A 23,826-nucleotide genomic window follows, 5' to 3' on the forward strand; every position below is an offset into this window, starting at 1 on the left:
GCCAATGTGCCCGATCGCTGATCCATCAAGGGGAGCAGGATTTGACCAGCTATGTCATGAAAGTCTCGTGCCCGGCACGCAGCGGCATCGTTGCTGCCGTGTCCGGATATCTCGCGCGGTCCGGCTGCAACATCAACGACAGTTCGCAATTCACCGACCTGGAAACGGGCCGCTTTTTCATGCGGCTGAGCTTCGTTTCGGAGGAAGGGATGGAACCCGCTGCTCTCGTCGCAGGGTTCGCTTCCGTCGCCGCCGATTTCGACATGGAATACGATGTCCATGATCTCTCGCGGAAAACGAAAGTCGTGATCATGGTTTCACGCTTCGGCCATTGCCTGAACGATCTGCTCTACCGTTCCCACATTGGTGCATTGCCTGTGGAGATTGTCGCTGTCATCTCCAATCACCTCGAATACCAGAAGCAGGTGGTGAACGAGGATATTCCCTTTCACCACATTCGCGTCACGCCGGAGACGAAACCGGAAGCCGAGGCGGCCATACTGCAGGTGGTGCGCGATGCAGGCGCCGAACTCGTCGTGCTGGCGCGCTACATGCAGGTTCTGTCGGAACGGCTGTGCCAGGAAATGTCTGGCCGCATCATCAACATCCACCATTCCTTCCTGCCTTCCTTCAAGGGCGCAAACCCTTACAAGCAGGCCTATGAGCGCGGCGTGCGACTGATCGGCGCGACGGCCCACTACGTCACCGCTGATCTCGATGAAGGCCCGATCATCGAACAGGACACGATCCGCGTCACCCATGCCCAGAGCGGCATGGATTATGTGAGCCTCGGGAGGGACGTGGAAAGCCAGGTTCTGGCGCGCGCCATTCATGCCCATATCCATCACCGTGTCTTCCTCAACGGCAACAAGACCGTGGTGTTTCCAGCTTCGCCGGGCGAATATATGTCCGAACGAATGGGCTAAGGTTGGGGCGCGGTTGCCGGAGGCCTATTCTTCCACCGGCCCCGTCCCGTCGCTTGCTTCGGGCTCCTGTGGCCGCGCGCTTCGTGTAGATGTGGGATAGGCGCCCGCCATGCTGGCGAACTGGATGTCGTTTTGCGCAAAGGCATCCTTCAGCATCGAATAGGCCTTGCGGCGCACCATGGAGGATTGCCCGCCGGCGCGCAGCATCATGCCGAAACCAAGCGTCATGCCATATTCGCCGAATTGCTCGACGCCCTTCAGCTTGACGGTTTCGATCAGGAACTGTCCGAATTCCGGGTCTTCCTTCAGCGCCTTACCGATCTCCTTGGTAATGGCCCGGACCTTGGCAATGTCAGTATCGAAGGCGACCGTGACGAGGAATTTGTCGATCGACCAGTCGCGGCTCATATTTTCGACGGCGCCGAGCGATCCGAACGGGACGGTGAAAATCGGGCCGCGATGGTGCCGCAGTTTGACCGAGCGGATGCTGAAGGATTCCACCGTGCCGCGATAGGAACCGCTCTGGATGTATTCGCCGACGCGGAAGGCGTCGTCGATCATGTAGAACACGCCGCTGATGATGTCCTTGACCAGCGTCTGCGAACCGAAACCGATGGCGATGCCGAAGATGCCGGCGCTCGCCAGCAGCGGCCCGATATTGACGCCGAGTTCCGAAAGTGCCGTCATGACCGCAACCGCGGCGATGATGATGCCGAGCATGTTGCGAAGGATCGGCAGAATGGTCAAAAGCCGGTCATCTTGCGGCTGGCCCACACCCGGTTGGCCGCTCATCGGGTTGCCGGCGGGTGTACTCAACTCCAGCCGCCGTGCGATCATCGACTTGATGGCGATCCAGACGAGATCGGCGAGAAGCAGGATCAGCGCCCCGTGCAGGACGCCGACGACGATCGACGTCAGCAATGCGCCATCGGGCAGGGAATTCGGATGCGCGCGCACGAGGAAGATCAGCCACAGGATGGCAGTCCCGACGATTGCAAGCCGCACGCCTCGCTCGACCAGAACCGGGCGAAGATCGCTTTGCCCATAGGTGCCGATGTCGGTTGCCAGCTTTCGCGCCGCGATGCCAAGCGTCGAGGCAAGGCCGGGCAGAACCAGCGCATAAAGCCCGATCCAGAACAGGACCCCGGCGCCGGCGAGCCGCAACCCGAAGAGGATGATGAGGCCGAAGATCAGCGCGACATCGATTGACCTAGCCCGCTCCGAGCGGCGATCGCCGACCGGACGACGCCAGATCCAGATGCATGCGAGCAGGAACAGCAGGCCGACCATGGCGGAGGACAAAAGCCCAAGCGTGTCACGCGGGACATCGAGATTCTCGAGCGTCCTGAGTAATGCCCAGAAGACGCCGGCAAGGGTCAGGAGCCATGTCCAGCGGACGATCCAGAAATCGCGCCGGGCATTGGCCTCGCGGCCAACGACCCGCCGCAGCAGGCCCGTGAAGGCAAAAAGCAGCGGCAACACGATGCTGGTTGCAAGCCAGGGCAGGAGAACGGCGCTCAGCAAAGGTGACCACTGGATGGCAAGGAACATGGCGGTGGCAGCAATGCCGTAGCCGAAGACGGGCAAAAGCCTCCGCGATACGACAGACGAGGCCTCCTTGCCGATATCCGCGCCGTTCCTGCGGGAGGCCTGCATCGCTATGATCCGGTTCGTGGTAATGCCGCCGGCAAGGCCCGCACCGAACAGGATGGATACGTGCAGCAAAAAGACGGCTGCACCGTAGTTGCTGATCTCGTCGCAAAGCCTTCCCAGCGCCGCGATGATCTGCGTGGACATGCCGGGCAGGTCCCTTGCGAGGCGGCCTAGGTGTTCGCGCCGCTTGCTTGCCCATTGGTCGAGATCGCTCAACTGGCTCTGCGGCGTCAGTTCTGGCGGCTGCTCTGTGCCGGCCGCCGCAAGCTTCTGTGTGAGAAGGGCACGAACATCGTCCTGTCCCAGAAGCTGTAGCAACTGGTCGACTTTCTGCTCTGTCGTCTGTTCCGTAGGGGCCGGTCTCGCTGGCGGCGGTAGTTCCTGCGCAGCTAGGCTCGCCGCGCCAAGTACGAAAACTGCGATGGCAGCCGCCATCACTCGGAAAAGGGAGGGAAGGGTGGTCATCGGTCCGCTCCACACCATCCAGGCAGATGCCGCGCATCGCGCGAGCGTGCCAGTTGCATTGCTTCCTCAACCGCGTCCTCGAAGGAATGTCGCAGCTTCTTGCCACCCACCCGGCGGCGCAGGAAATCCGCCCAGAGGAATTCACTGAAGGGAGCGTCTATTTTGGCAAAACCGCCAGCGTCGCGAATCGCGCCGGCCAGCGCGCGGAAGGGATCGTCCTTGAGATCGACGATCCGTTTGGGAAGATGTTCGATAGGATGGCGCACGCCATCCACGTCGAAAGGATAGACGAAGTTGCGATGGTCCATCACCGACCAGAATTCCTGCCGGTCGAGATGGGAAAGATCGGCAACGATACTGGTTAGTACATGTTTCACGCCTTCCTCATGCAAGGCTAAAGCGAGGTGGTGGTGGTCCACCAGATAAAGACGTTGTTTGTGACCAAGGACGACGGGTACCATATGGTGTCCGAGGAAGTCGGCTCCCTTTTCCTCACGGATGGCGGCCCATTGCCGCCGCTTGTCCTCCACCTCGCGCAGACCGACTGTCATCTGCGTTGGTTTGAGTGAGGTGATTTCAACCGGGGTCAGATGCGGTTCAAGATTGTGTGGCACGGCTGTCCTCCCGATGCATGGCCGCCGTCACGGCATCATCGACACTGAAATTGCTGCGCGCCACCATGTCGGATCCGCCGCCAGCAAGCAGCAGATCCTTCACATGGTCGTGCATGCGCGCATAATAGACCACGATGCTGCTGCGCTGCATCGCTGCATCGAACTCCAGCAACGCATCAAGCGCGGTGGAATCCAGTTCGAATGTTTCCTCAAGGCTGACAATTGCGATGTGCAGTTCCGGCCGCGCAACGATGTATTTGGTAACGGCGGCAAGGATCGGTTCCGCATTGCCGAAGAAAAGCGGCTGTGCGGGCCGGAGAATAATCATGCCTGACACATCCTTCGCATCCGGGTGGCGTTCCATGTCGACAAAGTCGTGGCTATCGCCCAGCCGGCCAAGATGCATGACATGCGGTAGGGAAAGCCGGCGAACGAAGACGGCGAAGGAAAGGGCGACGGCGACAAGCATGCCGTTTAGCACACCGAAGGCAAGTACGCTGGCTGCGGCGGCAAGTGCCAGATAGGCGTCGTTGCCGAGCCGCCATAAACGGATGATCGGCGCGGGGTTGAGCGCATGCAGCAGCGCCACGGCGATCACGGCGGCAAGGACTGCTTCCGGGATGAAAGCGAACCAGCTGGCGGCGAGCAGGCTGAAGACCGCCAGGCCGATTGCGGCGATGGCAGAGGCAAGCCGGCTTTGCGGCCCAACCGCCTCGCTTGCTGCGCCTGCGGAAAAACCCGCACCAACCGGCATGCCCTGCATGGCGGCGCTGGCGATATTGGCAAGCCCGAATGCTCTGAGTTCGCGATTGGAATCGACAATTTCGCCATGGCGAAGCGAAAAGCTTCGGATGGTGCCCCATGATTCCGCAAAGAGGATGAGGACGAGTGGCGGCGCGAAGCGGGCAACATGCGCGACATCATCGAGCGACACCGAAAACGGGCCGGCCCATATGCCGGCAAGATCGATCTGGCCGACGACGGCGACGCCCCGACTTTGAAGGTTGAGCAGGATCGAGATGGCAATTCCTGCCACGATGACGACGAGGCTGCCGGGAATGGCGGGGCTCCTGCGCAGGAGAAGTAGCACGGCGAGTGCCACAACGCCGACGGCGATGCTTTCAAGGCTCCAGTCCTGTGGGCGGGAGAGGATTTGCAGGAGAATGGAAAGCGGCTCGCCCGACTGCGCCTTTATCCCGAAGAGGCTCGGCAATTGCTTTATGGTGATCAGAATGGCGAGGCCGAATGCAAAACCGCGCAGCACCGGGCGCGAGATCACACTCGACAGGGCGCCGAGCCGCGTGGCAGCCGCAAGCAGAAACAGCAGGCCCACCAGAGCGACCGTAATGGCAACGAGCAGCATCTTTTGCGCTGGTGTGACCGAGAGCGTCGCAAGCATTGCCGCCAGGATTGCGGCGGAGGAGGATGTGGGCGAGACGACCGCAAAACGGCTCTGGCCAAAAATGGCATAGACGATGCAGCCCATGATGGCGGCAAGGATGGCGTGCTGGGCCGGAACGCCGGCAATCCCCGAATAGGCGATCGCTTCCGGTAACATCAGGCCGGCAATCGACAACCCCGCCACCACATCGCGCCGGTTGAGTGTCATGGGCATGGAATTGCAACCGCATTGGCGGTGATAAGGGCAAGGACAATTCCACCGGTTAAGATCACGATTCTCCACCATGTTCCCGCGACGCGATGAAGGTTCACCCAATGCGCATACGAGTCAAAGTTTAAATCGCGCCCCCGAAATATTTCGGCTCTTCCGGATGTTGCTTAACGCTGGAGATCGTCCGGCAGGCAGGACGAGCGCCATTTCGGCCAGGCCGCTTCAGCCACCATACTGATCGTCCGTGACGTGCTCCATCCAGTCCACGACCTTGCCGTCTTTCACTTCCTGAAGCGCGATATGCGTCATGGCGACATCGGGTGCCGCCCCGTGCCAGTGCCTTTCGCCCGGTGCGAACCACACGGTATCGCCGGGGCGGATTTCTTCCACGGGGCCACCCTCGCGCTGCACCCTTCCAAACCCTGAAACCACGATCAGGGTCTGTCCGAGCGGGTGCGTGTGCCATGCGGTTCGCGCGCCTGGTTCGAAGGTGACCTGAGCGCCCTGCACCCGCTCTGCATCGAACGGGTTGAACAGAGGATCGATACGGACCGTGCCGGTAAACCATGCCTCGGGGCCTTTGGTTGAGGCCCGTGTTCCCGCGCGCAATATTTCCATGGTCATTCTCCTGACTGGTATCGTGTGGGGGGATTTGAAGCGGTAATGCCTCTCTTGTCCACTGGCGAGTGAAAATTCAGTCAGGCCGCATCGACCCTTGGTCACGGGTGACAGGAACCGGATCTCCGCTATGCCAAGACCCGGTTCCGCCTAAGCCAAAGCGTCAGCCGATCTGCGCGTTGTCGTCACGCTTGATGGCGATAACGGTGGAGCGCGGCAGCTTGCCTTCGCCATCCGGGAAGGGGGCGTCGGGGTGCTGGATGCCGACGAAGTGGGTACGCTTGTCGCCGGACCATGTCTGGCCGGTAACTTCGGAACCCTTCGGCGCGGTCAGGAAACGCTCGATACGGCCGGTGGCCGGATCGCCTGCCAGCATCTGGTTATTGCCCTGGCCGGCGAAGTTGCCCTCGTTGCTGTCCTCTCCGTCGGTCTGGATCCAGAGGAGACCGGTCGAGTCAAACATCATGCCATCGGGCGAGTTGAACATGTTGCCTTCGTTGATGTTCGAAGAGCCGGCATAGGCATCCTTGTGAACGGTGGGGTTGCCGGCCATGCAGAACAGGTCCCATTTGAATCTGCCGTCCGCGTGATCGTCATTTTCTGGGTACCAGCGCACGATCTGGCCGTATTCGTTCTTTTCGCGCGGGTTGGCAGCATTGATCGCCATGGCGTCACCGCCAGCATTGGCGCGCAACTTGCCGTCTTTCATTTCGCCGCGACGGCTGTTGTTGGTAAGGGCGCAATAGGCTTCGATGGCGACCGGGTTGATGGCGACCCATTCCGGGCGGTCCATCGTTGTCGCGCCCACCTTGGAAGCGGCCTGACGCGTGAAGACGCAGATTTCATCGATCTTCATGCCTGTCGTCTCAGGCGTGAGAGCCAACCATTCACCAGCGCCGTCGTCCGAGAACCTGGCGACGTAGAGCGTGCCTTCGTCTAGCAGTTTCGAGGTGTCGCCACCGGGCACGTAAATGCCGTTGGAGACGAATTTGTAGAGGAATTCGCCACGCTCGTCATCGCCCATGTAAACCACCACGCGGCCGTCACGGGCAATCACCACGGCGGCGTTTTCGTGCTTGATGCGGCCGAGGGCGGTGCGCTTGATCGGGGTGGAGGAGGCGTCCGAAGGATCGATCTCAACCACGTAACCGGCGCGGCGCGGCTCGTTCGGGTTCTTGGCGACGTCGAAACGCGCGTCGAACTTCTCATAGGCGTAACGGGTCTCGGCAACGATGCCGTAGCGCTTGTAGTCATCCGGCAGCTTGAAGGCGGCATCAGTGGTGCCGAAATAGCCGTTGAAGTTTTCCTCGCAGGTGAGGTAGGTGCCCCAGGGCGTGCGGCCGGCGCCGCAATTGTTGAATGTCCCCAGACAGTCGACACCCTTCGGATCTGCGGCGGTCTTGACGAGGTCCGAGCCTGCGGCCGGGCCGGAAAGCTTCATCGGGGTGTTGTGGTGAATACGGCGGTTGAACGGGCTGTCGAGAACGATTTCCCAGCCTCCGGTGCCTTCCGCAACTTCCATGACGGTGACGCCCTGCATGTTCTGCAGGATCTTGACGTCGTCGGCCGTTTTCGGGTTGCCCTTTTCGGCATGCGGCAGGTTGGTTTCGGGGTTTACATATTCATGGTTGACGGCGATCAGCTGGTGATTGCCAACCATGAACAGTTCCATGCCGTCAGTATTTTCGCCGAAGACCTTGTCGGAGTTTTCAACGCTGACACCCTTGGCAGGGTCGAGGTCGGGCACGTTGGAGAACAGCGGCTGGCCCCACTTGGCGACCGGCTTCCAGCTGTAGCCTTCCGGCACGTGAATGGTGTGGTCGGTCGCGGCAGCCACCGGCTTGAAGGGGAAACGGCCGGCCGCCGCTTCCTGCGCTTCCGCCGAGGTGCTGGTCATCAGGTTGCCGAGCGTGCCCATGGCTGCTGCGGCCGAACCGAAGGCAAGCACGCCACCGAGAAAGCCGCGGCGGGAAATCGCGGTTTCGACCACGCGGTCGAAATCGGTTTCGGCCGGCGGCGGGTTTTGCAGCTCGTCCCACGCATCCCAGGAAAGCTTGCTCGTATCGATGTCGGTCATATCGTTTCTCCACCGTTGCATGTTTGGAATCATTCCAACACGGTGCGTACCGTTTCAGTGTTTCACACAAATGACGGGAATAACGACTTTAAATATGATCTTCGCAGGAAAGGATTCTGTATTTTTCCCTTAATGCGGGAGAAGGATACGGGTGAGCAAAAAGCCTTCGAAGCGGCAGAAGTGGAAAGCAATGTCCGTTCCCTTGCGCCACTCGCCGCTGATGTCGGTCGTCAGCCGAAGGAATGCTGAACCGCACTCTTCATAGCCGGATAACTCCGCCGCCTCGAAAAAGAACGAACGCCTGACGGTCGGATAAAGCGCTTTGAACAGGCTTTCCTTGGCCGAAAAGATCAGCCCGGTCATGAAGGGATCGATGTCGTTTCCAAGACTGAGGCGTTCGTTTGCGGTCAGTACCTGCGGGGCAATATCGCAAGCTTCCTCCTCGTTCAGAAGCCTTTCGATATCGATGCCAATGCCGCAGAACCGCTCGGAAGAGCCGGCAAGCGCAATTGCCCGCTCGTGGCTGTGGGAAATCGCGCCGACCACGCCTTCGGGCCAGATAGGGGCGCGATCCTCTCCCATGCCGGGAAAGGAGGCGCGGCCGGTCAGACGGCGTATGGCTTCGGCAGCACATCTGCGCCCGGCGATAAATTCCGCCTTGCGTCTGGGCGCAGCGCGCAAAAGCTGCGGCGGCAAGGGAGGGACCCTGCCGCCGCGCCCTTCTTCGGCGCTGTAATGAAGGGTGACGCAATGACAATCGCATCTGTCGTCCGGCCAAGGCCAGATGGCCTCGGGTGGATCGCCGGAAACAGCTTCGCCGTGAAACGCCGGCGCGTTGGCCATATCTGTCATCCTCATCACGCGGACCGATGCTCAGGCGGCAAGCGTGGCGCCGCCATCGACCACGATCTGCTGCATCGTCACATGGCCTGCCTGATCGGAGGCGAGGAACAGCACCGTGTCGGCGATGTCGTCCGGCCGCGCGATCTTGCCGAGCGGAATGCCGAGCTTGAACTGCTCGGGAAGACCGGCGACCAGTCGCTGTTTGCCGCTGGGATCGTTCAGCATGCCGGCCAGCATCGGCGTATCGGTGGAGCCGGGTGACACCACATTGCAGCGCACGCCATAGGGCGCGAGTTCAAGTGCTGCACAATGGCTGAGGCTGACGAGTGCGGCCTTGGAAGCACAATAGGCGAGCATGCCGATGCGCGGCACAACGGCGGCGTTGGAGGCGATGTTGACGATTGCCCCGCGCCGCTGCCGCTTGAAGACGCCGCTCCATTGCCGCAGCAGGTAGAACGGCCCCGCAGCATTGACATCCATGCAGGCGTTCCAGTCCTGCGGCGTCAGGCTTTCGCTGTCGCCGAGCCGGAGGATGCCGGCGGCGTTGACGAGAATGTCTAGCCCGCCCCATTCCTTCTCGATCGCCTTGCTCGCCGCCTCCACTGCCGCCGCGTCCGTGATGTCGAGCGTGATCTGGCGGAAGGTTGCATCGGTTGCATCGGCAATGAGATCAAGGCCGATGACCTCGGCCCCTTCCTCGGTGAAACGCTCGGCGATGCGGCGGCCGATGCCCTGCGCGGCACCCGTCACCAGCACGCGCCGCCCGTTAAATCTGTTCTGCATCATCTTGTCCGTCCGCTCAGGCCGCGAGCCGCTTTTCTTCGATCAGCGCCCACCAGGCAGAAAGCGTCGGTACGCGGGCAAGCTCTTCGAAGCCCACGATGACGCCGCGTTCCTTCAGTTCGCCGGCAAGCTTCATCACCTGCAGCGAATCCAGCCCATAGAAGATCAGGTTCTCATCCGGGTCGATGTCGCTCTCGTCCTCCACCATTTGCAGGACGCGGGCCTTCAGCCATTCGCTGATATCGGTGGTCTCTCCCGCGCCGGCAAGGCTTTCAGTGTCGATCACCACGCCGCAGCGTGTTGCCACATATTGCAGCGCCATGCGGTGTTCGGCTTCGGAAAAATCGGCGACGGCATCACCCAGCATGAAGGGCTGAATATCCTTCATGAAGGCTTCAACAGCCGTCATCATGCAGCCGATATGGGCATAGACGCCGCCGATGATGATCTGGTCGCGGCCCCACCCCTTCATGCGCTCGGCAAGGTCTGAACGCTGGAAGGCGCTGTAGCGCCATTTGGTCAGCACCACATCGTCGGGCGTCGGCGCAAGCTTGTCCACGACCTTCTGCAACTCCGGGTCGACCACGGTCAGGCCCGGTCCCCACATGTCGTTCAGAAGCGCGCGGTCGGCGGCAGGCTGATCGTGCGGCTGGGCGGTGTAGATGACCGGCACGCCGTTCTGAACCGCCCATGCCTTTACCTTTGCAAGATTGTCGATGAGGGTTGTCATCAACCTGCCGTCGGCCTCGTAGAACCGCAGGAAATAACGCTGCATGTCGTGGATGAGCAGCACGGCGCGCTTGGCGTCCGGCTGCCATTTGGTCTTGTTGGCCGGAAAGCTTGCTGCGACCGGCATCGGATAATCGGAAATGGTGGGGATCGTCATATTGACCTCGATAGTTTGGCGCATCGGCATGGGCGACACGCAATTTTCAAATGGTTGGGGCCTGCACGCTCCGTTACGCCGGGATTGGCGCTGCGAGCATGTCGCGCAGACGTTTCTTGTCGATCTTGCCGACGGCAGTAAGCGGCATGGTGTCGATGAAACGCACCCGGTCCGGCAGCTTGTAATCCGCAACACCCAGACCAGAGAGATGCTGGCGGATGGCCGGTGCCTTGAGAGCGGGATTGCGGGAAACGACGAAGACGCAGCTTTTTTCACCGAGGAGTTCGTCCTGCATCGCCACCAGTGCGGCATGCGTTACATCCGGATGCTGCAGGATCAGGTTTTCCACCTCTTCCGATGCGACCTTCTCGCCGCCGCGATTGATCTGGTCTTTCACCCGGCCAACCACCCGCAGGTAACCTTCGGGCGTGCGCTGAACGACATCGCCGGAATAATAAAAACCCTGGTTGTCGAAGACGCGCGCGCTGTGCTCGGCGGCGCGGTAATATCCGCGAAACGTATAGGGGCCGCGCGTCGCCAGCATGCCGGCTTCGCCTTCTGGAACGTCGTTGCCGTCCTCGTCAACGATGCGGATCTCGTCATCCGGGCTGATCGGCCGCCCTTGCGTGGTGAAGACAATATGGTCGGGATCACCGGCGCGGGTATAGTTCACCAGACCTTCCGCCATGCCGAAGACCTGCTGGAGGGCGCAACCCAGCACCTGCGGCACCTGACGGGCTAAAGCTTCAGCAAAGCTTGCGCCGCCGACCTGCAGCAGCTTGAGGGATTTCAGCCGTTCGCGATGGGCGGGCGCCACCTGCAACCACAGCGCCACGGCCGGCGGCACCAGAGGCACAATGTCGATGCCATGTTTTTCGATGAGGTCGAAGCAGGCAAGCGGCTCGGGATTGGCCGCCATTACCACGGTGCCGCCAGCGTGGAACACGCCAAGCGCACCCGGCGAACTCATGGGGTAATTATGCGCCACCGGAATGGCGCAGAGGAAACGGGTCTGCGGCGTCAGCTCGCAGATTTCCGCACTGGCCCGGGCGCTGTAGTCATAGTCGTTATGCGTGCGGGGGATCAGTTTCGGTGTTCCGGTGCTGCCGCCGGAAAGCTGGAACAACGCTACCTCATCAGCTGCCGAAGGGCCGTAATGCGGCGCATTTTCGGCGGGTGATGAGAGCCATTGTTCGAGGCTGCGCTGCGGTTCCGTCTCACCAAGCAGCAGCGTTACGGCAAGCTGCGGAGAGGTAAGCTTCAGCGCATCCAGAAACGTGTCATTGGCAAAAAGCTCGTGCGAACGCGAGCCGATCACCAGCTTTGGCGTAATCTGTTCCGCATAGGAGGTCATTTCCAGCCGGCGATGGCTGAAAAGCGCATTGACGGGTGCAGCGCCGATTTTCATCAGAGCGAAAAAGACGAGATAGAACTCCGCGATATTTGGTAATTGCACCAGTGCCGTATCGCCCCTGCCGATCCCGGCGGCAGCCAGATGCCCGGCAAGATTGGAAGATTGCCGGTCGAGATCGGCATAGGTGAAGCGGCGGTCGCCGCAGATCAGCGCGGTCGCGTCCGGCCGAAGTTCCACCTGCTGGGTGAGGATGTCGCTGAGCGGTCTGTCGATCCAGTAGCCGCGGTCGCGGTATCGGCGCGCCAGATCTTCGGGCCAGCGTTCAAATTCGATTGTCATGGTGTGTCCCTGGGAAAATTAGGCAGAAAGACCGCAGGCGTTCAGCATGGTCTTGAGCTTGGTCTGCACCTCGGCCCATTCGGATTCGGGTTCCGAGGCTTCAACGATGCCGGCGCCTGCGAACAGCCGCACGGTTTGCCGCTGCACGGTGCCGCAACGGATTGTCACCACCCATTCGCCGTTACCCTCGGCATCCGTCCAGCCGACCATGCCGGTGAACAGCCCACGCTCGAAAGGCTCGACGAAGCGAATAAGCCTGCGGGCACGCTCGGTGGGGAAACCGCAAACAGCAGGTGTGGGATGCAGCAGGCACGCGAGTTGCAGCGCATTGGTCTCGGGATCAGCAAGGCGACCCTCGATGCGCGTCGAAAGATGCCAGAGAGCGGCCGTGTTGATGAGGGAGGGCTTTTCGGGAACGTCGATTTCAGTGCAGCAAGGCGTAAGCAGCGAGCGTATATCTTCGATCACGAGGCTATGCTCGTAATGGTCTTTTTCCGAAGCCGAAAGCCGGTCTGCATTGGCCTTGTCCGCCACCGGGTCAGCCATGCGTTTTGCCGAGCCCGCGAGCGGGTTCGAGATGACTTTTTCACCCTGCTTGCGGATGAGGAGTTCGGGGCTCACGCCGATCAGATCGCCGCCATCGGGTAGCGGAATGCGGAACTGATAACCCTCGCGGTTCTGTTTGGCGAGGCTGGCCAGCAATCTTTCGACATTGACCTCGGAGGCGAAGGTCAGTTCGCGCATGACCGAAAGCACTGCCTTGCGGACATCGGAATGGCGGAAATTGACGATGGCATGCTCGACGGCGCGCTTGAAACCATTTTCATCGGGCAGGCTGTTCTGGCCGACAAGCGCTGGCATGGCCGAATCAGTCGAGATCGAAGCGATACCCTTCGTATTCCACTCATGGTTGTTGGGAATGTACAAGCAGGATGGCTCGTTGACGTCGAAGGGGATGGCGCCAATGGCGATGGGATTGTCCTGTCCGGCCCTGCGCGCCCTCTCAAAAGCGGCCTTTATCGCCTTCTGCAAAGGGCTTCCCGCGTCTTCAGCGCCATGGGCAGGAATCGTTATCCTTTCGCGAATGCCTCTGGCACGCAGTTCGCCCGAGCCAGAAGTGAACAGAAATTCTCTATCAAAATCAGTAATTTCGTCGGAATCGACGTCATTCGTCCTGAGTGCTCCCGTTTTCATGGGATGCCTCCTGTGCGAGTGGTTGACGGTGGCTTATACTTGATTATGATAATCATGTTTTGTCAATCGGTGCAAATTCACATGCTAAATTTAACCCCCATGCAGGTTGCCTACTGGGTCGGCCGAGAGGCGGACGGGATACTCGGAAAAGTTACGCCGCATCTCTATCTCGAGTTCGAAGGCAGGGGGCTGGAGGCGGAAAGACTGGCCGTCGCGGTCGAAAGGCTTTGCCGGCGTCACCCCATGCTCAGCCTCAGGATTGATGCGGAAGGGCGACAGACGGTGGACCCCGCCGGCCGACCGCTCGGCCTCGACGTGGAGGACATGGCGTCTCTCAATGAGGAGGCGCTTGCGCACCGTCTTGCCGCCAAACGTGAGGCGTGGAGCCATCGCCAGATCGATCTGCGCGTTGCCCCGCCGGCGGCGGTGTCGCTCAGCCTGCTGCCCGCAGGTCGCGCCAGGCTGCATGTGGATACCGACATGCTGGCCATCGATCCCGCCAGTATGCGTATCGTGCTGGAAGATCTCGCCCGCTTTTATGAAGCTGACGCGGACGAACTCGAGCCATTGGGGGATACACCACCATCGTTTTTCAGCTGGGCGGAACGTCTTGCATCCGATCCGGAACTCAAAGCCCAGCGTGAAAGGGACCGGCTGTGGTGGCGGCAACATATTGCCGATATTCCGGAGGCACCGCCATTGCCGTTTTTGCCCGAGGACCCGTCACGCGCCGTTCACACCGATCGCCTTGCAGCAAGACTTTCTCCGGCTGAACGCAGCAGTCTGGAACGGATGGCGCGGCGCTGCGGCGTGACCACGTCGACCCTGTTGCTTGGTATCTTTGCAGTGGTGCTTTCGCAGGCGACGAATACGGAAAAGTTCCGGCTTTCCGTGCCGGCTTTCTGGCGCGCGCCGCTGGTGGAAGGGGTCGATGGCATCGTCGGCGAATTCTCCAATGTGCTCATTCTTGGCGTTGATATCCGGCCTGAGGAAAGCCTTGAGCGACTGCTTGGACGGCTGCTCGGAGAGATGAACGGGCTTCTGGCGCACCAGTCCTATCCCGGGGTCAGCGTCATGCGCGACCTGTCCCGCCTGCGCGGCGGTTTGCAGACCTCACCGGTTGTCTTTACCGCGGGTGTCGATTTGCCCGGGGGCGAGTTGTTTTCGGAAAATGTGGCGCGCGTGTTCGGCCCGATGATCCACACCGTTTCGCAGGGGCCTGGAGTTGCGCTGGATGCGCAGGTCGCAGCGCTCGATGGCGGGCTTTTGATCAACTGGGATGTGCGGCTCGATGCGCTGCCGGAAAGCTGGCTGCGAGCCCTGTTCGACGCCCATACCGCCCTTCTTCGCCACCTCGCCGCCAGCCCCGATCTCGTTTCCGAGACCGTGGAGCGATTAGGCTTGCAAGCGCCGGAAGCGACAGTGCAGACAAAAGGAAAATCCATGGAACGGCCACTCTCAGCCTTGCAAAAGGCCTATCTGCTCGGTCGCGGCACCCATCTGCCGCTGAGCGGCGTGGCGATGCAGGAGTTCCGCGAATATCGCGGCAATATCGATCCGGCATTGCTTCGCTCGCGCCTCACCGCAATGGTCGAGCGGCATGAAAGCCTGCGCACCCACATCGATGAGCGGCGTCTGGTGCAGGTGGTCTCGAATGAGCCGAAGCTAAACCTTGATATTGTTGATCTTTCGCACCTGTCCGCTGCCGAAGCCGAACAGCGGATCGGCACCGTGCGGCAGGATTTCTCCCATGCCCATTTCGATCTTGCCGCTTCTCCCTGGCAGGTCACGGTCTTTCGTCTGCCGGAGGTTGCGGTGGGGGACAGCGTGGCGGTCTTCCTGCGCTTCGACGCCCTCATTCTCGACGGACGGGGAATAGCCAGCCTTGCGGCGGAACTCTTCGATGATGTCGTGCCGCCCGCACCAGCCGTCGCAGCCACCGCCGCGCAGCAAGATGTAGCAGCGGCCCGTGCCGAGGATGCCGCATACTGGGCTGAGAAACTTGAGGGTGCGGAAGTGCCCTCGCAACTGCCGTGGAAAGCCCCGCTCGAAACCATTGCCGTTTCGCGTTACAGCCGCCAGAGCCTGACCGTGGAAAAACAACGCTTTACCACCTTTTCACGGATCGGCGCGAAAGAGCGGCTGTTCAAAAATTCGGCGCTGACGGCGGTAATCCTCGATGTGCTATCGTTTTGGCTGAACGAAGGTGCCCTCGTCGTCGGCATTCCCGTCGCCCCGCAGGTGGAAGGCGCGTTTGCCAATCGCTCGAGCTTCATCGCAGTCAAATGGGATGCGGCCAAGGGCGATTTTGCGGAGCGGGCCGCAGCTTTGCAAACCGATGTGCTTGAGGGCCTCAATCATCTGGCTTTTTCAGGGATCGATCTCAATCGCATCCTTCTCAACGCCAATCCGGGTGGGCTCGCCCTGCCTGTCGTCATCACCAACGGTCTTTCATGGCCCACGCTGTCGCAAGCTTCGACGCTTCGGTGGACGGACGGGCTTACCCAGACGCCCCAAGTCGCGTTGGATTTCCGTTTTTCGCAAGATCCGAATGGCGATCTCGTCCTTGCTATCGACTATGCGGAGCAGGCGATCGATGCCGGAATGGTGGCTGGCATTCTCGGTGCCATAGAGCGTGCGATTACCGCGATCACCGCCAGCGGGACGTTTTCGATGAATTTCCGCGAGATCGTCGACCTGTCTCACTATCGGCTGAATGGCGACGAGCGGAACTTCGTCTGCCCGCCATTCCTGGAACGGATCGCCTCGCATCTTTTCGAAGGAGACGGATCGCGCACGGTCCTGATCAACGGCAAACGGCGCATCTCCTATCACGAACTTGGCGACGCGGTGGCGCGGGCGATGGCGGGCCTTAAGACGCGCGGCGTTGGCCGAGGCGATGTCGTAGCGGTGTGCCTGCCGCGCAGCCCGGAGCACACAGCCGTCACGCTCGCCGCTGCACTTATCGGCGCCATCTGGGTGCCGATCGATGCGAGCTCGCCGGAAGATCGCCTGCACTATCTGCTGACCAATTGCCACCCGGCCATGATCGTTGCCCGTTCCGTTCCGCAAGGATTCGACGCTGTCGGTCCCGAGGAGATTCTCGCAACGCCAGCCGCCTCCGGCGTGCCCGTTAACGCGGCGGAACTGGCGGCACTTTCAGCAAGCGAAGCACCCGCTTATTACCTCTATACCTCCGGTACCACCGGCAAGCCGAAATGCGTCGTGCTCTCTAACAGGGCCACGGCCAATGTCATCGGCAGTACGCTTTCGGAATGGGCGGTGACGGAAAAAGACGTCTTCATCTCCGTCACGCCCTTGCACCACGACATGTCGGTCTTCGATGTTTTTGGGTCGCTTGCCGCCGGTGCGACACTGGTGCTGCCGGAACCCGGCGAGGAAAAGGATGCGGTCCGCTGGAACGAGTTGGTGGCCGAACACGGCGTTACGCTGTGGTGCTCGGTGCCGGCGATCCTTGAGATGCTCCTGTCCTGCCATCGTGGCGACCAGCTCGGCTCGCTCCGGCTCGTCGCGCAGGGCGGTGATTACATCAAGCCCGTGGTCATCGAGGAGTTGCGCCGGCTGAAACCCGAGCTTCGGCTGATATCGCTGGGCGGGCCGACGGAAACGACCATCTGGAGCATCTGGCACGAGATCGTGACAGCCGATACCTCGGCGATACCCTACGGGCATCCCTTGCCCGGCAATCGCTATTTCATCCTCAATGATCAGGGCGGCCATTGCCCGGCGGGCGTTGTCGGACGCATCCACACAGTGGGCGTGAATGTGGCGATCGGCTATCTTGAAGATGGTGCCATTACCCAGACGGATTTCGTCATGGTCAGCGATCCCGGTGGACATGCGGTGCGCGCTTTCCGCACCGGAGACCGGGGCCGTTACCGGCCGGATGGCAAGATCATGTTCGCAAGCCGGGTCAACGGTTACGTCAAGGTGCGCGGGGTGCGGGTTTCGCTGCCGGATGTGGAAAATGAACTTATCCGCCACCCCTCCATCCAGCGAGTGCTGGTGGTGGATTACGGCGCCGAGCAAAAGGGCGAGGCCGCTATCGGCGTGCTTTATGTCCCGATGCCCGGCTTTGAACTTTCCACCACCGATCTGCGCAATTTCGCCCGCAGGCATCTGCCGGAATCGCATGTGCCCGGCCGCTTTCTCAATGTGGCCGATCTGCCGCTCTCGGCCAATGGCAAGCCGGATCGCCGCCGCGCCCGCGAATTGCTGATGGCAGCGGAACCGGCAAAGGCACCCGCAGCTGTAACAGTCAAAGCCGCCGATCAGGGTGATCGCCGGGTACTGGATATCTATCTCGGCGTACTGGGCAAAAACCCGGCAAATGTGGACACGAGCAGCGATTTGCTGGCGCTTGGCCTTTTGCCTTCGCATCTGAAAACCGTCTCGGCCGAAATTCGCAGCGCCTTCGGCGTGGAGCTTTCGCCGCAGCAACTCCTGCGTTGCCGAAACGCCAAACAGGTCAGTTCGCTTTTACCCGCTTCGGCGGCATGAGCCGCATCATTGCGGCCCAAATCACGGAAATAATTCAAGGAAAAACAGATGGCGCATATCGATCCTGCCGGCGGCTGGCTTCCCCTGACCCAGCCGCAACTCGATTTCTGGGAGGAGTTTTCCTTCCATCCCGACGAGCCGGTCTCTACCGTCGCCCATTACATCGAGCTTTCCGGTGCCGTGAACGAAGGCGCCCTGCTTGAGGCAATCAGGCGCACCGTGCGCGAATCGGAAGTTCTGTCGATCCGTTTTCGCGTCGGTGAGGATGGTGAGACGCCGCAGCAATGCTGCGATCCGCTCCACGCTCCGATGGTCGAGCTTGTCGATCTCCGTGCCCATCCGGCGCCTTTCGAGGAAGCGCTGCGGCGCATGAACGCGGATGTCGAGGCAAGGCTTGATCTTCGAACCGACAAGCTCTCCGCCCAGGTGCTTTACCGCATCGCCGACGATCGCTACCTCTGGTATATCCGTGCCCATCATATCGTCGTCGACGGTTATGGTCTCACGCTGGTGGAGCAGCGTTGCGGGCAGCTTTACGGGCACTATTGCGGCAAGGGCGAGGCGGGTCCGGATTTCCATCCTTTCCCCAGTTTTCTTGCCGAAGAGGACGCCTACCGGCAAAGCCGCCGTTTCGAAAAGGACCGCGAGTTCTGGACGGCCTATCTCGCGCCGCCGGTGGATTTGCCCGTGCTGGACAAGGATTGCGAGGATTACGGCGGCGGCGGCCTGCATGCCGATGCGGGATTGCCGGAAGGTTTCAGCACAAGACTGCAACAGATATCCGGCGCACTGGAGATCGGCTGGCCGGATCTGCTGGTGCTGCTTTCAGGCCTTTATCTTCACCGCGTATTGCCGCGCCCGGATCGCGATGTGCTGACGCTGTGGCTGCCCTTCATGAGCCGCTGGGGCAGCGTCGGCGCGCATATGCCCGCCATGCTCGTCAATATCCTGCCTTTCCATCTGACGATAGAACCGCAGGAGAGCCTTGGTAGCTTCCTTGCGCGCAATGCCGCCAATCTGCGCCGGCAACGCCTGCATGGCCGCTACCGCATCGAACAGATCGCCGCCGATCGCAACATATCAAAGGGCCGGCGGTTCTTCTTCTCACCGCTTATCAACGTCCTGCCCTTCAGCGCGCCGGTATTTGCAGGGCTTGCCGTTATCAGACACATTCTCGCCAATGGTCCGGGCGACGGGTTCAACCTGACCTTCCGTGGGGAGGATGACGGCAGTGATCTGAACCTGCATATCGACGCGGATTCCGCACTGACCGAAGCCGACGATTTCGCGCGTTACCGTGAGGAGTTGCCGCTGTTTCTGGATGCCATGCTGCGCGACGAGGCGCTGGCGGTTCCGGCCGGAGAGGTTTCCTCGGCCTTCCGTCTGGCGGTTTGAGAAGCCGGGTACTCTGCAAAAAGGGGACGGAAATCTCTCTGCCGTCACTCTGCATTTAGTCGGGAGTGACTGGGTGCGGATGTGATAAACCCGGCTCCGTTATGCAAAACCCTGCCTGATGGGGTGACACGCTGTCCTCCCGCACAACGTCATCCTTGGGTTTGTCCCAAGGATCCAATCACGTCCAATTAAATCCAGACGTCGCAGATGCTCGGGACAGGCCCGAGCATGACGGAAGAGAGCTTTCCAGACATTTGTCAAAAAGAAAAACCCGGCGCCGCCACGCGGAGCCGGGTTTATTGGGAAGCCTGGCCAGCACTCAGGCTAGCGTGGTCAGCACACGGCCCGAAGCGCCTGCTTCGGCGAAACGGCTGAAGACGCCGCTGGTGGTCGTGCGCAGCCGGTCGACATCCTCGGGGCCGTAGCGGTCGGAGCGGTAGCTCATCAACACGCGGATGGAGCGTTCGCCGCCAATCGTTTCTTCCATCACCTCGAATTGCAGCCCCAGCATGGATTCGTGCTTGTCGGGATCGATCTGCCGGAACTCGACGGTTTTGCCGTCCGGCCCTGAAAGCGTGCCGTTCAGCTTGTTCTTGGCGTGGATCTGGATGAATACCTCGAACAGATGGTCGCGGCCGGGCGTTATGCCGAGCGCCTCTTCGACGAGATCGATTGGAATTTCGCTGTGTTCCAGAGAGCCATTGACCGTGTTCTTCACCGAGGAAATCAGGTCGCCGACCGTCATCTCCTCGCGGAAACGCACACGATGGGCAACGACCGTGGTGAAATAGCCGATCGTATCGAAATAGCCGCTGTCGGTGCGCCCGGACGCCGATGTGCCGACCACGAGATCGCTCAGCCCGCGCAGATGGCGCAGCGACGCGGCGATGGCGGCATAAACGACGTTGAACAGGGAGGCGCTGTTCTGCTTGGCGATGGCGTAAAGTCCGTCGCTGACGTGTTTTTCCAGCTTGAACTCGATCCAGCCGCCCGCCGGCGCCTCGTCGTGTGCAGCATCTGTCGGCGTGCTGTTCTGTCCGGTAAGGGCAAGGCCCTTCGGTGCGTCCCGCAGCATATCGGTCCAGTAGGCAAGGTGGTCGCCGTTGACGCCGGATGCCACCTGTTTTCTGGCGAATTCATGGAAGGGTGCGGGCTTGCTCGCAAAGACAGGGGCCTTGCCGGTGGCTCTTGCCCTATAGGCTTCGGTCAGCTCGTCCATCATCAGGTTCACCGACCATTCGTCCAGTACGATATGGTGGAAGAGGAAAGAGAGCACCTGGCCGCCGGTTTGGGGATTGCGCAGGAAACGCAGCCGCATCGGCAATTCGCGGGCAAGGTCGAACCGCCAGGAAGCCTCCGTGTGCCGGTCTACGCCTTCGCTTTCTTCGCTGGTCCAGAACCACTTGTAGCCGGGCAGGTCGTGCATCGGCACGATCTTTTGCAGAACCGTGCCATCCTCGACATAGAAATGGGTTCGCAGACCGGGATGACGCTCGATAATATCGAGGAATGCACATTCGAAGGCGCTCTCATCCACCGGATCGAGGAAATCGAGCGCGAAGGGGATGTTGAAAATCTCGCCGAAACCGAAGGCGGCATAGGCTTTCCAGAGCGACATCTGCGCAAGAGAAAGCGGTGCCGTCAGGGAGCCGGTCGCGGTTGCTTCCGCCTGTGCCGGTGCGGCGGTTTCGAGACGCGTCGCCTGTTTTGCGAGCGATGCGGCGGTGGGATAGCTGAACAGGTCGTTGAAACGCAGCTCGATGCCGTGATTGCTCAAAAGGCGTCCGATGATGCGGGTGGCGATCAGCGAATGGCCGCCAAAATCGAAGAAATCGTCATCCGGTCCCATGTCTGGCGACGCAAGCGCTTCGCGGAATTCGGCAAGGATCGTTGCGGCAGTCTCGTCGTCGCTGGAGCGGGAGGCGGCGGGCAGGGATGCTGCAGCCTCCGGCCCTGCGGACGAGGTTTGATGCGTAACGCCGGAAAAATCCGCACCGCCTTCGAGATGGGCGATGAAACGCTCCAGCAGGAATGCCGTCGCATGCGGCGAGGCCTCCTTGCCGCCGGTCAGTTCCAGACGGATGTGGCCATCAACTGTGCTGCCGGCAGCGAGCGTCAGGCCAAGGCCGGACTGGAGAGAGGGGAGTGGCAGGCGCTCGAACCGGAGCCGCTCGACGGATGAGGTGTCAGCCGATGTTGGCAGCGTCTGAAGCGTGAAGGTGGCAACCTCGTCGTTGTGTTCGCCATGTCGGGCCAACCCAGCCAGCACGGCTTTTTCGGCCTCCTGCGGCGACTGGCCACGTGAGATCGAGACGCGGGCGACCGCATCTGCCGGAAGCGGCAGGCCGGCCTCGTTCCCGGGTTGCAGGGGCAGGCGCAGGGTAACAGTGTCGAGATCGCCACTGGCCGCCAGAAAAAGCGCGAAACGGGCACCGGTGCGTGCCAGAAGCGAGTCCGTTGCGGCCGAGCCGTTTGGGTCGAGAAGGGCAGTCGGAAGATCGACACTGTGGCAGTGGCTCGCCGGCTTGGTCCCGTTATTTCGCAGAGAGACGACGGGCGTGCTGGAGGCCGGTCCTTGCAGCCAGGGGAGCGGAACTGGATTGACGATGGCGTTTTCGGTGATGCGTGGCGAAAGCGGCTTTGGTGCCTCGCCAGCATAGGCTGCGGCAATAGCGCCCAGCAAAATCTGCGGTGAGAGGGATTCACCAAGCAGGCCATGCACCAGAAGCGCCAGCAGTACCTCTCCTTCGCTCAAGAGCACGATGGCCTGAAACGGCGGATCGATTTCCGCGTCGAACGGGCTTGCCTGAAGGTCGTGCAGAAGGGCTACCGCTTCGTCTTTCGATGCCGTCTGAAACAGTTGCACGAGAGATGCCGAAGGTGCCTCTATGCTTTTGGCCAGGGTGCCGTCTTCTCCAAAGGAAAACCGCACGCGCAGTTCGGGCCATGCCTCGCAAACCGTCTCCAGTGCCGATGTCAGGCGCAGAAGGTCGCTCTCGCCGCCGATGCGGTAGGTGAGAATATGCCGGAAGACCTGATCGGGGTCCTGAAACTGCTGGAACCAGACCCGCTCCTCATATTGGCTTGGCTGCGATCCGCTCCGTGGGGCTTCGTCTGCATTGTCGAAGGTTTGTTCGATGCGGCGCGCAAGCATGCGCGAATTATCTGCTGCCATGGTCCTCTCCTTGGAAGTATAATGTTGAGGTAGGTCGCGCTTGGCGGGAAAAGTTCCCTCTTGCGGGGATCAGCAGCCCGCGCGCGACTGCTCGATCAGCGCCTGCCAGGCGGCAAGCGTGGGCTGACGGGCGAGATCGTCATAGTGAAGTCGCGTGCCGGCGAGCTGCGAAAGCGGCGGGATCAGGCGCATGAGAGCGAGGGAGTGAAGTCCGCAGCCGAACAGGTTGGCGTTCGGGCCGATATGTCCCACCTCATCGTCCAGAACCTTGGCGAGATGGGCTTTGAGTTCCGTCGTCATCATGTCCGCCTCCAGCTTGCCAGCCGCCGCGATTGCCGATTCATTCATCGAAATGATCGTGAACGCCGCTTGCTCCGCGCCGCCAGTAGCCGGAAGCGCGCGTCCATTTGGGGTTCGCGCCGTACTCGCCGATCAGGATTGCGCGCAGGTCTTTCGCCGCTTTAGATTCGCAGGCGACCCAGCTGAAGAAATCGCCCTCAGGCAGTTCAAGGGTACGCAGCGCCTCCGTCAGGGCGTCGTGATCGGCGCCGCCCGCGGCCTCCTGCGTTACCCAGATGATCGACGCGTCAGCTTTCGTGGCGAGGTCCAGGCGATCAGCCTCCGTCTCAACTTCGATCAGCGCTACGACGCGGGTGCCCTCGGGCATTTCTTCCAGTCGCCGTGCAAGGGCGGGAAGGCCGGTATCGTCGGCAATCAGCAGATGCCAGTCGAAGGTGAAGGGAATGGTGAACGAGCCGCGCGGGCCTGCAATCCATGCCTTGTCACCCACCCTGGCGGATTTTGCCCAGTTGCTGGCGGGGCCATCATGGTGCGTGGCGAAATCGATGGCGAGTTCACCCTTCTCGGCATCGAAGCTGCGCGGCGTGTAATCGCGTGCGAGCGGGCGCGGCGCGCCTTCGGGAAATTCGAGGCCGTTCGGGCCGATCACCGGCAGGTTAGGTTCGGTTTCGCCGGGAAGCGGGAAGAACATCTTGACGTGGTCGTCAAAACCGAGACTGGCAAAGCCTTCAAGCTCAGGCCCGGTCAATACGATGCGCACCATGGACCGGCTGAGTTTTTCCACCCGGGCCACGTCAAGGCAGCGTAGCTTGACGGCGTAACGATGGCGTTTGGGTGTCCGGTCCGGAACGCCGGTTTCAATGCTTTGTGCAATGCTCATGTTGCTGTCTTCCCTGGGATATCGCCGATGGGGATCGGCAGTTTCGCTGTCCCGGATCGGCATGCCGGACAATCGCGCACCGGAGTTTTCCGGCGGGAGATCCGACGTCGTTGTGTCAAGATGCGCAAACCATAACAGGCGGTTCCGGCGGTCGCAATATAAGTTTCTTCAAAAACTCAAGTTTATGTCCG

At 61.0% G+C, this 23,826-nt stretch carries 16 protein-coding genes; 3 read left to right on the forward strand and 13 right to left on the reverse strand.

Annotated elements, in window-relative coordinates:
- The first annotated feature begins 41 nt into the window (after positions 1-41).
- Positions 42-926 (forward strand): formyltetrahydrofolate deformylase, encoded by an 885-nt coding sequence (gene purU, locus ACQZ6D_RS21195; RefSeq protein WP_065705836.1) that lies wholly within the window; start codon positions 42-44, stop codon positions 924-926.
- A 24-nt stretch (positions 927-950) separates the two neighbouring features.
- Here the strand turns inward: purU and ACQZ6D_RS21200 are convergent, their stop codons facing one another.
- From ACQZ6D_RS21200 to ACQZ6D_RS21245, 10 genes are all read right to left on the reverse strand, one after another.
- Positions 951-3,044: a mechanosensitive ion channel domain-containing protein gene (locus ACQZ6D_RS21200; protein WP_448730087.1), complete on the reverse strand. Its 2,094-nt coding sequence runs from the start codon at positions 3,042-3,044 to the stop codon at positions 951-953.
- A complete protein-coding gene (locus tag ACQZ6D_RS21205; RefSeq protein WP_038494918.1) occupies positions 3,041-3,658 on the reverse strand; it encodes a ParB-like protein in 618 nt (205 codons plus the stop codon). The genes ACQZ6D_RS21200 and ACQZ6D_RS21205 overlap by 4 nt, the downstream gene beginning before the upstream one ends.
- Complete coding sequence (locus tag ACQZ6D_RS21210; protein ID WP_448730086.1) at positions 3,642-5,273, reverse strand: SulP family inorganic anion transporter; 1,632 nt, start codon at positions 5,271-5,273, stop codon at positions 3,642-3,644. Before ACQZ6D_RS21210 ends, ACQZ6D_RS21205 begins: the two co-directional genes overlap by 17 nt.
- Before the next feature lie 219 nt (positions 5,274-5,492).
- Entirely contained in the window at positions 5,493-5,888 is a 396-nt protein-coding gene (locus ACQZ6D_RS21215; RefSeq protein WP_003518141.1) for a (R)-mandelonitrile lyase, read from the reverse strand.
- A 163-nt stretch (positions 5,889-6,051) separates the two neighbouring features.
- A complete protein-coding gene (locus ACQZ6D_RS21220) occupies positions 6,052-7,965 on the reverse strand; it encodes a PhoX family protein (RefSeq protein WP_121557414.1) in 1,914 nt (637 codons plus the stop codon).
- Positions 7,966-8,094: 129 nt separating this feature from the next.
- Positions 8,095-8,808, reverse strand: a complete 714-nt coding sequence (locus tag ACQZ6D_RS21225) for a 4'-phosphopantetheinyl transferase family protein (protein ID WP_174061239.1) — start codon at positions 8,806-8,808, stop codon at positions 8,095-8,097.
- Between the two features lie 30 nt (positions 8,809-8,838).
- Positions 8,839-9,594: a 2,3-dihydro-2,3-dihydroxybenzoate dehydrogenase gene (dhbA, locus tag ACQZ6D_RS21230; RefSeq protein WP_013762274.1), complete on the reverse strand. Its 756-nt coding sequence runs from the start codon at positions 9,592-9,594 to the stop codon at positions 8,839-8,841.
- Between the two features lie 13 nt (positions 9,595-9,607).
- A complete protein-coding gene (locus ACQZ6D_RS21235; protein ID WP_013762275.1) occupies positions 9,608-10,477 on the reverse strand; it encodes an isochorismatase in 870 nt (289 codons plus the stop codon).
- Positions 10,478-10,550: 73 nt separating this feature from the next.
- Positions 10,551-12,170, reverse strand: coding sequence for a (2,3-dihydroxybenzoyl)adenylate synthase (locus ACQZ6D_RS21240; RefSeq protein WP_448730085.1), 1,620 nt, complete (start codon positions 12,168-12,170; stop codon positions 10,551-10,553).
- Between the two features lie 18 nt (positions 12,171-12,188).
- Positions 12,189-13,364, reverse strand: a complete 1,176-nt coding sequence (locus ACQZ6D_RS21245; RefSeq protein ID WP_025595091.1) for an isochorismate synthase — start codon at positions 13,362-13,364, stop codon at positions 12,189-12,191.
- An 81-nt stretch (positions 13,365-13,445) separates the two neighbouring features.
- Here ACQZ6D_RS21245 and ACQZ6D_RS21250 point away from each other — a divergent pair, with 81 nt between their 5' ends.
- Complete coding sequence (locus ACQZ6D_RS21250; RefSeq protein WP_448730084.1) at positions 13,446-17,885, forward strand: amino acid adenylation domain-containing protein; 4,440 nt, start codon at positions 13,446-13,448, stop codon at positions 17,883-17,885.
- Between the two features lie 48 nt (positions 17,886-17,933).
- Complete coding sequence (locus ACQZ6D_RS21255; protein WP_448730083.1) at positions 17,934-19,280, forward strand: condensation domain-containing protein; 1,347 nt, start codon at positions 17,934-17,936, stop codon at positions 19,278-19,280.
- Between the two features lie 319 nt (positions 19,281-19,599).
- Here ACQZ6D_RS21255 and ACQZ6D_RS21260 read toward each other — a convergent pair whose 3' ends face one another.
- The 3 genes from ACQZ6D_RS21260 to ACQZ6D_RS21270 form a co-directional block, all read right to left on the reverse strand.
- On the reverse strand, positions 19,600-22,455 hold the full coding sequence (locus tag ACQZ6D_RS21260) for a condensation domain-containing protein (RefSeq protein WP_448730082.1): 2,856 nt from the start codon (positions 22,453-22,455) through the stop codon (positions 19,600-19,602).
- A 69-nt stretch (positions 22,456-22,524) separates the two neighbouring features.
- A complete protein-coding gene (locus ACQZ6D_RS21265; RefSeq protein ID WP_019566924.1) occupies positions 22,525-22,803 on the reverse strand; it encodes a phosphopantetheine-binding protein in 279 nt (92 codons plus the stop codon).
- Positions 22,796-23,635, reverse strand: coding sequence for a siderophore-interacting protein (locus ACQZ6D_RS21270; protein WP_013762282.1), 840 nt, complete (start codon positions 23,633-23,635; stop codon positions 22,796-22,798). The genes ACQZ6D_RS21265 and ACQZ6D_RS21270 overlap by 8 nt, the downstream gene beginning before the upstream one ends.
- Between the last annotated feature and the right edge of the window lie 191 nt (positions 23,636-23,826).

It is taken from the genome of Agrobacterium sp. 22-3639C2, assembly GCF_053522105.1.

What these genes read in the sequence shown, in the direction of transcription:
- ACQZ6D_RS21200 (WP_448730087.1), bottom strand. Translation starts at nt 3,044, where the DNA reads ATGACCACCCTTCCCTCCCTTTTCCGAGTGATGGCGGCTGCCATCGCA.
- ACQZ6D_RS21210 (WP_448730086.1), bottom strand. Translation starts at nt 5,273, where the DNA reads ATGCCCATGACACTCAACCGGCGCGATGTGGTGGCGGGGTTGTCGATT.
- ACQZ6D_RS21215 (WP_003518141.1), bottom strand. Translation starts at nt 5,888, where the DNA reads ATGGAAATATTGCGCGCGGGAACACGGGCCTCAACCAAAGGCCCCGAG.
- ACQZ6D_RS21220 (WP_121557414.1), bottom strand. Translation starts at nt 7,965, where the DNA reads ATGACCGACATCGATACGAGCAAGCTTTCCTGGGATGCGTGGGACGAG.
- ACQZ6D_RS21225 (WP_174061239.1), bottom strand. Translation starts at nt 8,808, where the DNA reads ATGGCCAACGCGCCGGCGTTTCACGGCGAAGCTGTTTCCGGCGATCCA.
- dhbA (WP_013762274.1), bottom strand. Translation starts at nt 9,594, where the DNA reads ATGATGCAGAACAGATTTAACGGGCGGCGCGTGCTGGTGACGGGTGCC.
- ACQZ6D_RS21235 (WP_013762275.1), bottom strand. Translation starts at nt 10,477, where the DNA reads ATGACGATCCCCACCATTTCCGATTATCCGATGCCGGTCGCAGCAAGC.
- ACQZ6D_RS21240 (WP_448730085.1), bottom strand. Translation starts at nt 12,170, where the DNA reads ATGACAATCGAATTTGAACGCTGGCCCGAAGATCTGGCGCGCCGATAC.
- ACQZ6D_RS21245 (WP_025595091.1), bottom strand. Translation starts at nt 13,364, where the DNA reads ATGAAAACGGGAGCACTCAGGACGAATGACGTCGATTCCGACGAAATT.
- ACQZ6D_RS21250 (WP_448730084.1), top strand. Translation starts at nt 13,446, where the DNA reads ATGCTAAATTTAACCCCCATGCAGGTTGCCTACTGGGTCGGCCGAGAG.
- ACQZ6D_RS21255 (WP_448730083.1), top strand. Translation starts at nt 17,934, where the DNA reads ATGGCGCATATCGATCCTGCCGGCGGCTGGCTTCCCCTGACCCAGCCG.
- ACQZ6D_RS21260 (WP_448730082.1), bottom strand. Translation starts at nt 22,455, where the DNA reads ATGGCAGCAGATAATTCGCGCATGCTTGCGCGCCGCATCGAACAAACC.
- ACQZ6D_RS21265 (WP_019566924.1), bottom strand. Translation starts at nt 22,803, where the DNA reads ATGAATGAATCGGCAATCGCGGCGGCTGGCAAGCTGGAGGCGGACATG.
- ACQZ6D_RS21270 (WP_013762282.1), bottom strand. Translation starts at nt 23,635, where the DNA reads ATGAGCATTGCACAAAGCATTGAAACCGGCGTTCCGGACCGGACACCC.